Genomic DNA, 15,527 nt, shown 5'->3' with positions numbered 1-15,527 from the left:
TGTTTATAGCATCAGCGCGGATTGAATCAATCCTGGCGGCTGGTGACTTCCAGCAGGTGGTAGCCGAACTGAGTCTTCACCGGGCCTTGCACGGTGTTGACCGGGGCACTGAATACCACGGTGTCGAATTCCTTGACCATCTGGCCTGGGCCGAACGAACCAAGGTCACCGCCCTGGCTGCTGGATGGGCAGCTGGAGTTGGCTTTAGCGATTTCTGCGAAATCAGCGCCGCCTTCGATTTGGGCCTTGAGTTCGTTGCACTTGTCTTCAGAGGCAACGAGGATGTGACGGGCGGTGGCTTTGGCCATGGTGAGTAACTCCTAGAGTAAAAAACGGTGAGCGTACCGGATTCAGGCGGTTATTTCTCGGCAAAGTTCCACTGGGTTTCAGCCGGCACTGTTTTCGCCGTGAGGATTCAAGGCAGCACAAGGTAGTCGTTGCGCTGCACGATCGGGCGGTGCCCCGCTTGCACCAGGTGGATATAGCGGCCGTCCACCAGGTCGATGGGCAGGCAGTCGTCGATATCCAGCACCGCGTCGGTGTGGGCCTGGGACCAGTGGCTGAGCATCTGCTGCTTGCCTTTGCCCATGGCCTCCTGTTTGTTACGGGCGACCACCAGCAGGTAGTGATGGGACTCGCCAAAGCTATTGGCTTCGTAACCGCCCAGGTTGATGAAGTACAGGCGGAGTGCATCGCCGTGGGGCGCCAGGTGGCTCAGTTCAACCTTCCAGCCGTCGACGCCATCGACGGCCATCCATGAATCGATGTGTACGCCTTTGGGGCTGCCGAACCAGGCGTCGCGTAATTGCGGGTAGGTGGCTTGCAGGGTGTCCGCCACGGCGAACACCACATCGTGTACTTCGATCCTGGCCCGCGGGTGCTTGCCCCCGAGCATGACGACGAACAGCATTACCGATGATTCCTGGGGCGGGCGGCCTGACAGCCTATCTGATCACTCCCGGCAATCAAACTGTGGGAGATTCTATGTATGGTTGAGGGACAACCCTCAACCAACGTTACCGGGGAGCAGAGCAAGCGCTGCAGGCTTGTTTGCGCAATCAATGCATCTTGCTATGGTCCATCTTGCTGTGGTCCATGCCATCCAGCCCACGCGCCGTCGCCTTCACTTCGACGGCCTGCTTTTCACCCTTGGCATCTTCTACCGTAAGGGTCAGTGGTACCTGGTCGCCTTCCTTGATCTGGCCGGTCAGGCCCATCAACATGACGTGGTAGCCGTTGGGGTCGAGCTTGACGGCTTTGCCGGCAGGCAGGGCCACCGAGCCCACCGGGCCCATGCGCATGACGTCGTCCTTCATGCTCATCTCATGAATCTGCACGTCCTTGGCCACTGGCGATGCCACGCTCAACAGTTTGCTGTCGCTGTCGGCTGTGAGGGTCATGAAGGCGCCACTGGACGGTTGGCCCACTACGGAGGCGCGTACCCAGGCGTCAGTGACTTGTACCTGGGCACTGGCGTGGGCAGCGAGGCCCAGCAGGGTTAGACCGAGGGTGAGACGCTTGAGGTGTTGAACGGCAGTCATTAGCAGACCTCCATGACGGTGAGCAGGTCTTCTGCGCACTCTTGAGCGGTAAGGGATGCCTGCAACCCAAGGCGCAGGTTGCCACGGGTGTCGAACACGAAACTGGTGGCGGTGTGGGAGAGGGTATAAGTGTCGCCGGCGGGGATCTTTTCATAAAAGATCCCGAACTCCTTGGCGGCCACGGCGATTTCTTCCGGGGTACCGTAGAGCGCTTCGAAGCTTGGGTCGAAGGCCTTGACGTAGTTGTCGAGAATTTCGGGGGGGTCGCGCTCGGGGTCCAGGGTGATGAACACCACCTGCATGATCTTGCCATCGCGGCCCATCAGCTTCTTGGCCTGGGCGGCGCGGGCCAGGGCTGTCGGGCAGACGGCCGGGCACTGGGTGAAGCCGAAGAACACCACCGGCATCAGGCCGCGGTACGAGCTCAGGGTGACGGTTTCGCCGTCGGTGTTCTTGAGCTTGAAGGTGCGGCCCATGATCTTGTCACTGAGGTCCTTGCCGTACTTGAAGTTCAGCTTGGGGCTGTAGTCACAGCCGCCCAGCAGGCTGCCCAGGCCCAATAGGCCCATGCCGGTCAGCACTTTGCGGCGGGTGAATAACGTACTCATCAACTGTGCATCCTGTGAAACGCCTGTAGGGCCGTGGAGCTGCTCCGCCAGGCTTTGAAAAGGAGTAACGAGAAGGGTGCAGAGTCTAGCAACCCTGGCCGGCGCGCGTAATCTGCGACGTTCTGCCACAGGGGCGCGTCGCATTTCTTTCTTTTATGGCTTCGGTGGTAGAGTCGCCGCCATGAAATTGCGCCACTCTGACCGCTCACTGATCGCCTGGGCCCTGTACTTCTGCGTGCTGATGAACCTGTTCGCCTGCGGTTTGGGGCATGGCCAGATGATGGGGCAGCAGCTCAACGGCATCGGCGGGCTGTTCTGTTCGGTGGACGGCGGGCAGTCGCCAATTTCCGACAAAGGGTTGGCGAACCCGTCCTCCAGCAACATCTCGAACTACTTTGCCTGCCCGGTGTGCAACGCGGTTACCGTTGCCCTGGTGTTTCTGATCGGCCTGGCCTGGCTGCTCGGCCTCACCCAAGCCCCGCGTGTCGCCCATGAGCGGCGCAATAAGGCGCCGCCGCGCTATTCCTGGCCCTCGGCCAACCCCCGCGCTTCTCCCGCATCCTGACGTGTGCCTTGGGCTTCCTGTAACCAGGAGGCATTCTCTCGTCACGATTGTGAGAACACTCTATGAACCCTCAATTGCCTGCCGGCGCCGGCCGCCTGGTCAGCAAGGCGTCGCGGCGCCTGCGTGCGCAACCGGCGCTGTCTGATTACCCGAGTAATTCGCGCTGCTTCGTGCACCTGGATGCACGCCTGTTGCCTCACTGGCATACCTTGTTCGACATCTGCCCGGCGTTGCTCAAGCTCGACCCACCGGAGGGCTTGAACCTGTTTCGCGCCTTCATGACCTGGGCCTATCGCAACCAGCCGCCGCTGGACTGGACGTACCATCTGAACGTATGCCGCTGGTTGCTGAGTTCGGCGTACTGCACACAGATCGATGAGGAACCGATCGAGGCCTTCATGGCCGCCGCTGCTGCGCGTTGGGTGCTGACGGATGACAGCCCGGCGGCAGGCATTGTCTTGAGCTGGCGTGATTGCACCCTGTTCGACTGGAAGGGCCACCCTTCGATAGCCGCGCCGCGACCGGCATTGCCGTCGCCCGCCTGGGATTTTGCCTGGTCCCCGTTGGGTGCCCAAGGTGCTTTCAGCGGTTGGCTGCCGGTGCCATGAAGCGCCGCGTCCGGTAAGCCTCACGACACCCTCGGAAGCGCCGCACACTGCGCAGCGTGCGGAGCCCGCAGGCTGGCACCGGCTTGATGACTAGGCTCTAGGCTTCTTTGGTTTCCAGGTCATCAGGTTATGTCTTCTTTGCATCACAACACGCCCACGCTGACGGTGGTCGACCCGCGAGGGTTGACCGTGCGCAGCGTGGCGTACCATCGCAATACCGCGCAGCAATCACCCAGCGCGCAGGTCACGCGGCAGGTGTTCGACGCTCGCGGCCTGTTGCAGCAACAGTGGGACCCCAGGCTGTTCGAGTTGCACGCTGCCGATCCCGACGTGCTGCCCAATCTGTCTCATCGTTATAGCTTGAGCGGGCAAGTGCTGAGCACCGACAGCGCGGATGCGGGCCGTCAGACGCGCTTGCTCGGCAGTGGCGGCCAGGTCGTGCAACAGTGGGACAGTCGAGGCACGCGCCAGCGGTTCGAATACGACCCGTTGCTGCGCCCCGTCGCGGTATTCGAGCGCGCGGAGGAGGTGGCGGCTGAACGCTGTGTCGAGCGCGTGAGTTACGCGGGCATGACGTCCACGGAGGCGGCGCGCAATCGCTGTGGGCGCATGATTCGTCACGATGACCCGGCAGGCACGTTGCTCGTTGAGCGCTACGACGTGCAAGGCAACATCACCGAGCAAACCCGGCGCCTGTGCACGTCGCACACCGCGCCCGACTGGCCGCTGCCCGTGAGTGAGCGGGATGCACAGTTGCAAGCCCAGACCTTCACCACCACCTGGCAGCACGATGCGCTGGGGCAACGCCTGGAGCAGGTCGACGCGCGCGGCAATCGCCAGCAATCTCAATACGGTGTCGACGGCCAATTGACGAAAAGCGAGATCCTGTTCAAAAGCGGAGCGCGCAAGACCCTGGTGGATCAACGCAGCGTCAACGCCTCGGGCCAGGTGTTGAGCGAACGCTTGGGTAATGGCGTGGTCAGCGTTGCCGAGTATTCGGACACCGATGGACGTTTGACACGCTTGAGCGCCCACCATAAGGATTCGGCAGGCAAGCGACTGCAAGACCTCTTCTACAGCTACGACCGGGTCGGCAATGTGTTGCGCATCCGCGATGCTGCGCAGCCGACCCGCTGGGCCAGCAACGTGCAGGTGGAGGCAGTAAGCACATTCGAATACGACAGCCTGTCGCGATTGATCAAGGCCACCGGCCGTGAAAACGCGCGCAATACCGGCGCATCCGCACTGCCGGGGCGAATCACGTTCGGCGCCACAGACGACAACCTCTGGGGCAACTACACCCGCCACTATGCCTACGACTCGGCCAGTAACCTGACGCAGATGCGCCATGTGCCCAGCACCGGCAGCGGTTATACCCAACGGATGCAGGTGGGTGAACACAGCAATCACAGCGTGATTGCCCGCGAGGGCGCAAAGGCGCCGGGCCTGGGCAACGGCTTCGACCAACGTGGCAATCTCCAGGCCCTGGCGCCTGGTCAGGCGTTGACCTGGAATGGGCGCAACCAGTTGGTTCGCGTCGCGCAGGTGCTGCGTGACAATGGCGAACATGACGATGAGGTGTATCTGTACGACGGCGCCGGCCAGCGAGTCATCAAGCGTCGCGTGGCACATGGCAAGACGCAGACTCACACCCATGAAGTGCTTTATCTGCCAGGGCTGGAGCTGCATCGCCACGGGCCGGATGGCGAGTGGTTGAACGTGGTGCTTGCTCCGGGCGGGCGCCATTCGGTCAGAGGTCTGCAGTGGGAGCAGCAGCGCCCCGACGAGATGCAGGACGAGCAACTGCGGTTCAGCCTCGACGATCATTTGGGCAGCGGCACTCTGGAGCTGGACGAGGCAGCCGGCCTGTTGAGCCAGGAAAGTTATTACCCATTCGGCGCTACTGCCTGGTGGGCGGCAAAAAGTGCCTTGGAGGCGAACTATAAAACCCGACGTTATTCGGGCAAGGAGCGCGACGCCAGCGGGCTGTATTACTACGGCTTCAGGTACTACGCGCCGTGGTTGTTGCGGTGGATCAGCGCTGACCCGGCGGGGGATGTGGATGGGTTGAACCTGTATGCGATGGTGGGGAACAACCCCATGGGTTATGTAGACGAAGACGGTTTGCAGCGCCGCTCGATGCTGGAGGTGGTGACGGTTCTGCTCCTGGTGTTGTTGATCGGGCACGGAGTAGGGGTAGAGATAGGCTATAGGGCTGAACTGGCTTATTTCGGGCTGATTTCAGGTGTGGTGGGCGTGGCGCTTTACGCGCTTCAGCGATTAGGCACCACTGACGTTCAGCGCAGAGCGTTCTATGAGCAGTCCGTAACGGTCGGTGCGCAAGAGCTGGGCCGCAGACAGGGCGCTACCGAACATGAAGTCAGCGAGTTGGCGGACTTTTTCCTGGAACACCGTCTGGCTACCGCTGACACTAAGAGTCTGTCCTACGGGCTGACCCCGGCAGCGCGGGGCGGTCTCTATGGGTACGTTGGGCCCACCGAGCATCGGGACCGGGCTGAAACAGCCTCACGAACGGAGCGTAACCCTAGCTTTACGCTTGCCAGGTTGGGGTTTGTAGGCATAGAACTGCGCGCCCCGGCTCGCAAAGTGGGCGCCAGCCCGCTGCCAGCGGCTGGGCTGACCCACACCGAAGTACAACCGCAAACCAGGGTCACGAGCGTGGGCCGCAGAGGCTCCGCTTCTGAGGTGCCCGCCGCGCAGCCGGTAAGCCCGGGACCTTCCTCCGGGCTGGTGCCTGAGCCCCTCGAGATTGACGTCACACCTATTCAGAATGAATTACATGGCCCGGGAGGTGAAATTCTCAGAAGGGTGATTGATCGGCTGGAAGACCGCACACTGGATTTTCATACCGGCCATTCCATGGCGGGTGGGCAGAATGTCCGCAGTTTTGACTTGCCGCGTTATCGCGGGCAGCGCGGTCGTGGCGCCTATCGGGTGATGATCCAGCACATCAGTGGGCTTAACTATCGGGCGGTCAGGGTGATGGACCCTCACCGCCGTTAATACGCGCAACGTCAGGCCAAGGAGCGCGGGCCGTGTAACGGCCCGGCTCTGTTGTCAGGCCGGCGCGTGCGTGTCGTTTTCGTCTTCAGCGATGCTGTACCAGGCGCAGTAGGTCTGGCGCCGCGTGTCGCCATTGGCATTGAGCACGCGTACCGGGCGCCCCAACGCGTCATGAAAGTGCTGCTCGCTGGGACGCAAGGTGTTGAAGGCCGCATCGTCGATATAGCCGGCACGGTCGGCAAAGTAAGGTCGCCAGGTGCGCGCCAGGCAACCCTGATTGTCATACTCCACACGGCCGCTGATCCGCCAACGGCGAGTGGCATCGGTTGGCTCGGCACCCGCGCTCAACATACCGGCGTCATCGACTGCAAAGGCCGGGCCCGGTTGCGCCTTTTCCTGGGTTTGCCGCACGCGGCCAAAGCCGTCGCTGAAGGCGAGGGCTACCTGGATCTGCGCCGTTTGCGACGTGCCTTGCCAACGGTCGGCGTGCAGTACCACGACGTGCACCGGCACTTGCCTGGCCGCCTGAATCAGGCGCTTGAGGGTTTGATGATGGGGGAGCGCAGCGCTCAGGCTGTTCAGGCGTGCCAACGCCGAGGCACGAATATGCCCGCTGGGCAGCAGGTAACCGTTGCTTACCCATTGCGCCTGGATGCTGGCGGGTGGAATGCGCCCCATCCAACTGAACACGTCGTAGAAGCACGCGCTTTGAGCGTTGAGCAACGCCGCCTTCGGATCAGCCAGGGCCTGCGCCGGGCCCGTATCGGGCGAGCGGATGAAGGGCGTAGGGGCGTCATGGCCCACGGGCTTTCCTTGCTCCTCACCCTTGAGGCCGGTCGCCAGCAGCTGCCCGTGGGCGTCGTAGTGCGCGTAGCGTTGTGTACGCTGTGCGTCAGTCACCGTCACCGGCAGGCCAAGGCGGTAGTCGTACTGCGCCTGGGTCGTGCAGCCGTCCGCCAATTGCACTTTGATGATGTACAGCCCATAGCGGTCGTACTCGGACTGCGTGAACCCATGGCTCAGACTCGCCTGATGCCGACGAGGCCGATAGAACATTTCGGCCTGGCCGTAGCGGGTGTAACCCTGGCAGAGGGACCACAGGGTGATGGCCTCGTCCTGCCCGGGGTCCGGTGACAGGAACGCGGCCATGGCCTGATAGTGCTGTGCACTGAGCGTAGCAGTGACAGTGCGGCCCTCATATACCTCCAGCGCTTGCTGATCGAGTTCGGCTGTCTCGATATAGGCAGGCAGCGCCTGAAAACTCGCGGTGCCGGCCGGCAAGGGTTCGGTGTGCTCCGCCACGCAGTAGTGCTGCACCGACAGCCCCCCCAGACTGCGTTCGGCCGCTGTTCCCAATGGATCGGACGGGCCCTGCGCGATGAAGTGTTCATAGCTTATTTTTTCAATCGCTAACGCCTCTTTGCTCAGCACCAGCACGTTGCTTCGTTGCTGGTAGGGCAAGTGCAAGCGCCAGCGCTGCGCGGCGTCCAGGTGAATGAAGCGGGCGCGGGTTTCGTTGAGGTAATACGTCTGCTGCGCTGAGTCGTGTGCGTCACGCCACCACTGCTGCTGGTGGGCTGGCCCAGGCGGTGGGGAGTCGCTGGCTGTCCTGCGACGGGCATAGTCGACCACCACGCTGTGGAGATTGCCGGCGTAGCGGTCCCAGCGCAGATTGAGGATGTGCCGGCAGCACGGGTCGTCCGGTTGGCGCTCGTAGCGACAGGTCAGCGACTCCAGCAACAGTGGCAGCAGCACCGCCGGTTCGCCGGCCTTGGCCGACGGGCTTAATTGCCGTATGAGATAGCGCTGTTGCTGCACCGAATACGGCACTGCCTGTGGTGGCGAATCGGCGGCGGCATACACCTCTTCACGCAGCAGGCTCCCCGCCAATGCACGCTGCATCGCGCGGCGGGTGGTTGCGACGGGCGTGGCGATCAGCGTGTCTCCTGTGCGCCCGGCCTCCAACTGGCCCAGCAGGGTTGGCCCCAGCGCGGGCGCCTGTGGGTCGCCCGGGTAAAAAGCCTCCTGCGAGGGCTCAAAGGTGTGGAACCAGCGTTTGGTCAACACCCCAGGCTGCGCATCGGCCGTAGGGGGTTGCTCGGTGTGCAACACCAGGCCAAAGCCGAGGAACTGGCGCTCCTCACGGTCATAGCAGGCTTGCCGGTAACGAAAATACTGGGTGGAGCGGTTGCCGCTGACCAGGTCCTTTTGCTGTTGCCGCTTGACCACCTGCACTGGGAACGCAAGGCTACTGCCTTGGGGCACTCCCAGGGTTTGCCAGTGCTGTTTTTCGTCGAGCCATTCCTGGGCGCTGCTGCGGTAGCTCAGCTGGGTGGTGGCCCCCCGGTTGTTGAGCGTGGCGGTTAACAAATACGGTTTGAGACTGACGAAGTCATACCGCCAGTGCTGGGGGGTCATGTGCGGCACGCTCAGGATCAGGCTGGAACAGCCCAGGCCTTGAAGGTCGGCAAAGCTGACCTGGCACGTCGCGTCATGTCGCACGCCCTCGGGCCAAGGCAATGTCAGTGGCTCCGATGCCAGCCCGCTGCCGGCGCGGTTCATATAGATCTGTACGTGTTCAGGCGCCAGGTAAATCAGGTCCACCGCGCCTGAACCATCCAGGTCGGCGAGGCGAATATGGGCGGCATCGAAGCTGGCGTGGTCGAACGCCAGTGTGGCGAAGACAAACCCTTTGCCGAAGCGTCCACGGCCGAGGTTGGGCCAGCATTTGATTTCGTTATGGCGGATACGCACCAGGTGTTGTTGGCCGCTGCCCAGGGGGTCGCAAAAGGCGATCAATTCAGCCGGCGAATGGCTGAGGGTGGGTAGCCCCTCATCGTCGGGCGCATGGCGCACCTCCTGGCCAGGATCAAACCCGCCGTCCTGGCGCTGAGCATACAGGCGCACGCTACGGCTGCCGATCAAGGCCAGGTCCAGCCTCCCACTGCCCATCAGGTCGGCCAGTTGCCCGTGGGGATGGAAAAACTCCTGGGGCATCGCCGCAAAAGGCACGAAACCCGACCATTGCCGCTGCGAGTCGAGGCTGAAAAAACCACTCAGCCCCGGTTGCGCCACCACCCATTCCAGATGCCCATCGCCGTCAAGATCCGCCAGTGCGTGGCGCGTGGCTTGGACGGTATCGGCGAGGGGGATGCGTGGCAGGGCCTGCCATGGACCATAGATCAGCGCATTGCTGCTGGCTGGGCCGGGGGCCCTGAGCGGCTCGCGGTAATACCAGCTTTTATCGGTGCGGTGCAGGATGCCCGGCAAGCCGTCGCGGTACAGGTCCACCAGTTGATAATGCTGCCCATCGTTGACGCCCGCCATGGCGTCGAACGCTTGGTAGCGCGCGGCGTCCAGCGTCGGCACGAAGGCGCTGTAGGCCAGTTCCAGGGGCGGCCAGGCACTGGCGTTCCCCTGGGCGTCAAAGGCCTGGTTGTGCACGGCGTTCAGGCAACTGCCGATGGCGTGGCGATGGGTGTACTCCAGCAACAGACGCCGCGTCAGCACCGGCTCGGCGCCCAGGCTCGGCTCGTCGGGGAAGTAATGAAACATCAGCACTTGCTGGCACCGCCGCAGGGTGCCGAGTTCAAAGCCATAGGCATAACTGCTGATCGGGTCGTTGCGGACCGGCCAGGCGTGTTGTTCGGCATAGGTCGGCACTTGGCTCAGGCCGGTGTGGCGTTCACCATAATCCAGCAGCAGTTCGAAGTGCCATTGCTTGTCAGCGAGGGCGTCCGCGCGCCACAGCGCCAGGTGCTCAAGGGGCTTGAGGTTGCCGTAGCACACCCGCGCCAGATAACGCTGGGCGCGATAGTCCCTGGTGGCGCTTGGTGGCTGGTCGTCGTGTTTGTAGTGGTAATAGATCTGCTCACCCAGCGGGTTGAGGCTTTCCTGCAACAGCCATTGGGCAACACGTAGATCGTCGTTCGGGTCTGCACAGCGCGCGATCAGAGTCTTGCCGAACAGGTGCACGCAGCCGTCGGCCCCCTGAACCAACCAGAACCCGGCCTTGTCGCTGTCGCAAGACCAATGCTCGATACGGTCGAAGCGCGCTTCTATCACCGGAAAATAGCGCACCACTCGGTGGGGTTCGTCCAGGGCCAGGCCGTTATAGTGGTCCCAGGTCGTGGCCTGAATTTCGCCGTCGGCATCACGCTCAGGGATCATGTCGATGCCTTGGGGGCTGATGAAACGGTCGTCATCACCGTAGGCCGGTACGCCTTTGCGGGTATCACGACTGATGGCGCCTGCCGACATCGCCCAGCCGAGGCCGAAGGGCCCGTTGCCTTGGGCGCTGCGATAACCCAGGCTCAGGGCCGGCGTGAAGCCACGGCCCGGCGAAATGGGCAAGGGCACCTCCAGGCACGCCTCACCCCGTGTGCCCACGGCGCCCCATTGCGCGCCGGGGCCCTGGATGGCGCCACCGCCCTTGGGCAGCGCAGGAATCTTAGGTTCCAGGAGTTCGGGCGGCTGCACGCTCATCGTTGACCTCCGGTGTTTTTAGCGGTGTAGCGCAGGTGCACGATGATATCGGTGAGGGATTCGAGTAGAGCGTTTTGCCGGGCATGGTTGGGAAAGGTCAGTTGCCAGGTGGAGATCGCTCCTGTGTATTCGAACGGCAGGTAACGTTCGTCGCTGTCGAAGTTCAAGGTGAACAAGCCGCTGTCGTTGAGCCCGCTGGACAGGGCGATTTGCTGTTTGGCGCGCAGGTCTTTTTTTACCGCGGCTTCGGTGTGTCTGGTCGCGGGGGTGACGTGCGTGGTATTGGCGGTTTGGGTCAGGATGGCCTTGATGTCTTCATAGGGGCCCAGCGTGGCGGGCAGGGACACACTGACGTGCTTGATACGCCGCAGGTAATGGCCTGGGTAGTCGTCGTCAAACAGCTTGAGGGTCAGTTCAAAGGTCAAGGTACCGGTTTTTACCAGCTCGGCTTTAAGCGCGGCCCAGGGCATGTCGCGCGTGGCCATCGGGTCTTGGCTGTGCAGATGGCGCAGCGACACGGTTTTAGTGATCTCCAGCAAACGTTCGTTGTGGGTGACGTAGGCGTTACTCATGCTCAGTAGATTTTGCTTGAGCGCTTCGCCGGCGCTGAAGCCGCGATATTGATGGGTCCAATGCTGGGTTTGAATGAAGTGCTTGTCCCACTGAGCCCGTTCTTCCTGCCAGCAGGCCTCGGCCGCCAGGCACAGCGACAGGGTCGAGTCATAGGCTTGGTAGTAGAAAGTGGAAAGTTGGCCATTGAGCCATTGATACAGTTGGGCGTTGGTAAAGCGTTTGCCGAGCTGGTCGTACAGGCTTCGTGCCTGGGTCAGGCTGGTCTGGGCCAGGGCCAGTTGCAAGCGGGTATGGGCTTGCTGTTCGGTATAAGCCTGCAGTTGGGCGTCGACCTGGGCCAGCTCAAGGCGTGCCTGTTCAAGCGAATGGGCCCACTCGGCGGCGCGTCGGGCAAACAGGTCGGTGCGGTCCAGGTGGGCAGCGTTGGCGCGCTTTTCATTGGCAATGCCTTGGGACGCCGCGTGCAGGGCGTGAAAAGCGCCCTCGTAGCGCACGCCGCCGTTGGAGGTGCCAAAAATATTCGGTATCAGCATCGCCAGCCCCGCGCCGGCTTGTGCCACGGCGGCGGCGGTGTCCCAGCGCGCACTGTCCTGGTACTCCTGGGTGGCCTGGGCCTCGGCCGGGCTGATGCCTCGCTTGAGCTGCTGTTCGAAGAACGCCACCCGCGCTTCGACCATGCGGCGTCCTGCCAACAGCGCCTCCTGGTTCCTCGCATCGAACTGTACGGCCTGGGCCTGTTGCTCGACGGCCAGCCTCGCCAAGTCCCAGGCTTGCTGCTGCTGGGTTTCCAGGTACTGGGCCTGCTCTTTGCGTTCGAACAACGACAATAAGGTCGTCCCCAACTGGATCAGGTTGTCGACCGCTTGCAAGGCGTGTCCCAGCAGCACCTGGAAGCGATAGTGCGCGGCCTGGGCGGTGCGCAGCGACGGGCGCAGGCTGGCGCCGACCGCCCCTTGCTGGTACGCGGCAAGCAGCGTTTGAGGCGTCAGGGTCGCGGCGTACAGCGGCAGACTCAAGGGTTTGCCGGTCAGATCCAGGTGATGGCGCAGGTTGTGCAGGCGAGATTCGATCTTGTCCCAGCGCAGCAGCAGATCAGGGCTCAGGGACCGACACAGCCGCGAGGTGCCCGCAGGTACTGTCGTGCTGTCGAGCGTGGAAGGGTTTTGCAGTTTGTCCAGGGTCGTGGCTGCCCAGGGATCGACCGGGTTGAGCGGCGGCCTTGGCCCGAGCAAGCCCTTGACGCGGATGTACCACAACTTGGCGTCGGCCAGGCCGTCACGGGTCATTTGCCGGTAGGCCGCATCCCCGCGATTGAGCAGGATGTCGACGTACAGCAGGTACAGCGCCTGACGAAAATGTACCGCGCTGCTTGTCGCCAATGGGTGGGACACGGACGAGACGTCGTGGCGTTGTGGCGCACTGGTAAGCAGCGCAGGCAGGCGCCAGAACCCGGATGGGTGTACGGGATCGAACACGTAGCGTATCCACGTTTCGGCCTCGGCGTATTGTTGCTCCTGGTTCAGGCGTTGTGCCAACAGCCAGGGCAGGTAAAGAAACAACTCCCAGTAATAGGTGCCATGGGGGCCGTGAAAGTCCAGGGGACTGGGCTTTTTCTCGCCTGGCAAGGGCGGCTCGCGCCAGGCATCCGGCGCCAACGCAAACAGCTCATGCAAACCTGCGCCCGCGGTTTTTGCCAGCAGCCCGGCCACGCAGGTGTTGGTGCGTATGGGCGCTCGTTTGTTTTCAGGCTTATCGAGAGACTCGATAGTGGACCCGCTGAAGTCGATGAACTCTGCCGTGCCATAGGGCGGGGTAGCGAGTCGCCGGATAAACGGAGCCAGTGGAATGATGGGGGTGCTGTTATCGGGCGGCAGGGTGAAAGTCGCGGTTTTCAGCGCGTAGCCCAGGATGATGGGGTCGGGGTAATGCACATCGCTTTCCAGTAGCAACACGCCGTGAATCAGCGTCAATGTGGAAGCCGTCGTGTCAGTGGAGTCCTCGTCGTAGGGGTGCAAGGTCGAGGGAGAGAGTTCGATCTGCGCCTCAAGCGTGTGCGTTTCGGAGAGTTCAGTGAACGTGTCGCGCAGGGTGCGCCGAGAGGCGTCTGCCAGGCCGACGAGTACCGTGTTATTGCGGTGAGGGCTTTCCGGTAAAGCGCTGTGTCCCTGTCTGGGATACATCAACACGGGTTTGTACAGGCGTTGTTTCTGCTGGACCTGGACCTTGTCCAGTACCAAGTCGTAGGCATGGCTGCTGGACTCCGCTTGATTGTTGTAGAACGAGAGAATGACGGTATAGGTGGCGTCCGGCGTATTGAAAAAATAATCGAAGGCTTCTTGGCTAATGCGTTGGTCGCGCAGATTGAATGTCGCGCTTTTCGGGGTTTCTTGATCTTTTTCAATCTGCGGCAGGGTAAAGGTCGTCGGCTGATTCGCTGCATTTTTTATGAATTGGGCATAGCTGACGCCGGTCTCGTTGCACTTGAGGGTCAAGTCGATGCGCACGTTGGAGAAGGTTGCCAGCCTGGCGCTCTCCAGGAAAATCTCGGCGGTGGGGCCTAACGCCAGCATCTCGTTCTGGGCAGGACCGCTGCTGCTGAGGGTGATGGTCAAATTGGCCATTGCGTCTGCCTTGCTGAACCTGACAGTGCGGTGCGGTTCGAAGCGTTTCGCCAGGCGGGTGGTGACCTCCAGTACTGACGTCGTTCGGTTGAACCGGATATCGCTCTCAGCCGAAAGACTGCGGATATGCTGTTGATTGTCTTCGTAATTCCAGCCATGGGTGGTGCCATGGGGCGCATTGTTGGTCAGGGAGTGAACTTTGACCTGGACCGTTTCGGGCGCCCTGAATTGAAATCTTGACCTGTTGTGGTGCCCGAACAGGGCCTGGTACCGCCCGGCCAGTTCAGACTCTTTATGCCAGGAGAACATCCGCCGAGTGCTGCCCAGAGTTTCCAGCCAATGGACGTTGAAGTGCTGATCCAGCCGTACCGCTTGAAAGAAATGCCGATGCACGCCGTTGTGCGAGGAAGCCGTTTGATGGTTCGGCTGTGCGCTCAGGCCCAGGAACAGAGACGGCGGTTGGCTTTTTGAATCGAGTACGGCGATGGACGCAGTGGCACTCATCAAGTCTTCCGAGCTCAATTCGTCAAGGCCCTGTGCAAGGCTGTATTCCTGAATGCAGGCCTGCGGCACGCTCCAACTGTCATCCAGTTTTTTATAGGAAAAGTACAAGCGCAACTGTAGATAGGTGGTCTTTATCCGGGTTTCCAGCCGTTGTTGGTATTCCCTCTCCGATTCGACATCACCTCGTCCAATCGGGGTGATGTCCCTCGACGACGACGTCGGGTTGATGCATTGGGCCCACACCACGAAGAGGCGCCCGTTGAACACCACCGGGCGAATCGTCTGTTCGGGGACGTTATCGTCAATCGACAGCGGGATCTTTTGCCAGGAGGACCAGGCTGGCGGAGTGGCCGCGTCGCCCGAGGCCATTTTCAGCGTGCGCCAGTAATAGGTGTTTTCCGGACTGGACTTGCCGGTGAAGTAATAAGTGCTGCTGGCAAAGCTGTCTTTATCACCGTCGATATAACCATTGAGGGTCTTGATGTTGGCAAGTGCTTCGAAGCGGCTGAGGTAACTGTGGACGGCTGTCTGCAGCGGCGCAGGCTCGATGCGAAATTGGTTGAGCTGGTTCTCCAGTTGCCTGAAGTTGTCGCTTTTGTCATGGCGCAATGCAGGGCTCAGGTAGGTGGCCGGGTAGTGCTGGAGTTGCTGGTGGGCACGCCACAGTGAATAGGACAGCAACTGGTCTCGCCACTCGGTCTGCTCGTCAGCGCTCATGCCCTGTTCGTCGTAGCCGGGCTCCAGGCCCAGGTAAATGCCTGTGATGTACTGCTGCAGGCTGGCAATGGCGCTGGCGACACGGGTGGTGGGCACCGTATGGCTGACCTGGGGGTCGAGCAGCCAATAGGTATAGACATCGTCTACGGTCTTGACGGTATCGGCCACTGCCGTGTCTTCAGGCAGCACGCTGTTGAGGTAGAACCCCAGCATCGCGTCGCGCAGGTGTTCGTTGAGGTGTTGGGTGAGGGTGTCAGACATGGTCATTCCTTGAACCAGGC

At 61.8% G+C, this 15,527-nt stretch carries 9 protein-coding genes; 3 read left to right on the top strand and 6 right to left on the bottom strand.

What is annotated here, in order from left to right:
* Positions 1-26: 26 nt before the first annotated feature.
* The 4 genes from GIV26_RS02030 to GIV26_RS02015 all read right to left on the bottom strand — a co-directional run bounded on the left by GIV26_RS02030 (position 27) and on the right by GIV26_RS02015 (position 2,149).
* Positions 27-308: a peptidylprolyl isomerase gene (locus GIV26_RS02030; protein WP_236279393.1), complete on the bottom strand. Its 282-nt coding sequence runs from the start codon at positions 306-308 to the stop codon at positions 27-29.
* Positions 309-415: 107 nt separating this feature from the next.
* Positions 416-910, bottom strand: coding sequence for a DUF1543 domain-containing protein (locus GIV26_RS02025; RefSeq protein ID WP_236279392.1), 495 nt, complete (start codon positions 908-910; stop codon positions 416-418).
* 148 nt (positions 911-1,058) lie between these two features.
* Positions 1,059-1,541 carry a copper chaperone PCu(A)C gene (locus GIV26_RS02020; protein WP_054896538.1) on the bottom strand — a complete coding sequence of 161 codons (483 nt, stop codon included), beginning with the start codon at positions 1,539-1,541 and terminating at the stop codon, positions 1,059-1,061.
* Entirely contained in the window at positions 1,541-2,149 is a 609-nt protein-coding gene (locus tag GIV26_RS02015) for an SCO family protein (RefSeq protein WP_236279391.1), read from the bottom strand. The genes GIV26_RS02020 and GIV26_RS02015 overlap by 1 nt, the downstream gene beginning before the upstream one ends.
* A 181-nt stretch (positions 2,150-2,330) precedes the next feature.
* Between GIV26_RS02015 and GIV26_RS02010 the strand changes: the two genes are divergently transcribed.
* The 3 genes from GIV26_RS02010 (at position 2,331) to GIV26_RS02000 (ending at position 6,346) form a co-directional block, all read left to right on the top strand.
* Positions 2,331-2,714, top strand: a complete 384-nt coding sequence (locus GIV26_RS02010) for a DUF2946 domain-containing protein (RefSeq protein WP_054918556.1) — start codon at positions 2,331-2,333, stop codon at positions 2,712-2,714.
* Between the two features lie 62 nt (positions 2,715-2,776).
* Positions 2,777-3,322, top strand: coding sequence for a putative natural product biosynthesis protein (locus GIV26_RS02005; RefSeq protein WP_057977459.1), 546 nt, complete (start codon positions 2,777-2,779; stop codon positions 3,320-3,322).
* 129 nt (positions 3,323-3,451) lie between these two features.
* On the top strand, positions 3,452-6,346 hold the full coding sequence (locus GIV26_RS02000; RefSeq protein WP_236279390.1) for an RHS repeat-associated core domain-containing protein: 2,895 nt from the start codon (positions 3,452-3,454) through the stop codon (positions 6,344-6,346).
* 54 nt (positions 6,347-6,400) lie between these two features.
* Here GIV26_RS02000 and GIV26_RS01995 read toward each other — a convergent pair whose 3' ends face one another.
* Positions 6,401-10,831 (bottom strand): SpvB/TcaC N-terminal domain-containing protein, encoded by a 4,431-nt coding sequence (locus tag GIV26_RS01995; RefSeq protein ID WP_236279389.1) that lies wholly within the window; start codon positions 10,829-10,831, stop codon positions 6,401-6,403.
* A complete protein-coding gene (locus GIV26_RS01990; RefSeq protein ID WP_236279388.1) occupies positions 10,828-15,507 on the bottom strand; it encodes a neuraminidase-like domain-containing protein in 4,680 nt (1,559 codons plus the stop codon). Before GIV26_RS01990 ends, GIV26_RS01995 begins: the two co-directional genes overlap by 4 nt.
* Positions 15,508-15,527: the final 20 nt, after the last annotated feature.

It is taken from the genome of Pseudomonas sp. PA-1-3F (assembly GCF_021609665.1).
Taxonomy (GTDB): Bacteria; Pseudomonadota; Gammaproteobacteria; order Pseudomonadales; family Pseudomonadaceae; genus Aquipseudomonas; species Aquipseudomonas paracarnis.
This window is presented reverse-complemented; position numbering and strand designations above follow the sequence as displayed.

Excerpts from the sequence above, each read along its gene's own strand:
- GIV26_RS02030 (WP_236279393.1), bottom strand. The coding sequence starts at position 308 with ATGGCCAAAGCCACCGCCCGTCACATCCTCGTTGCCTCTGAAGACAAG.
- GIV26_RS02025 (WP_236279392.1), bottom strand. The coding sequence starts at position 910 with ATGCTGTTCGTCGTCATGCTCGGGGGCAAGCACCCGCGGGCCAGGATC.
- GIV26_RS02020 (WP_054896538.1), bottom strand. The coding sequence starts at position 1,541 with ATGACTGCCGTTCAACACCTCAAGCGTCTCACCCTCGGTCTAACCCTG.
- GIV26_RS02015 (WP_236279391.1), bottom strand. The coding sequence starts at position 2,149 with ATGAGTACGTTATTCACCCGCCGCAAAGTGCTGACCGGCATGGGCCTA.
- GIV26_RS02010 (WP_054918556.1), top strand. The coding sequence starts at position 2,331 with ATGAAATTGCGCCACTCTGACCGCTCACTGATCGCCTGGGCCCTGTAC.
- GIV26_RS02005 (WP_057977459.1), top strand. The coding sequence starts at position 2,777 with ATGAACCCTCAATTGCCTGCCGGCGCCGGCCGCCTGGTCAGCAAGGCG.
- GIV26_RS02000 (WP_236279390.1), top strand. The coding sequence starts at position 3,452 with ATGTCTTCTTTGCATCACAACACGCCCACGCTGACGGTGGTCGACCCG.
- GIV26_RS01995 (WP_236279389.1), bottom strand. The coding sequence starts at position 10,831 with ATGAGCGTGCAGCCGCCCGAACTCCTGGAACCTAAGATTCCTGCGCTG.
- GIV26_RS01990 (WP_236279388.1), bottom strand. The coding sequence starts at position 15,507 with ATGTCTGACACCCTCACCCAACACCTCAACGAACACCTGCGCGACGCG.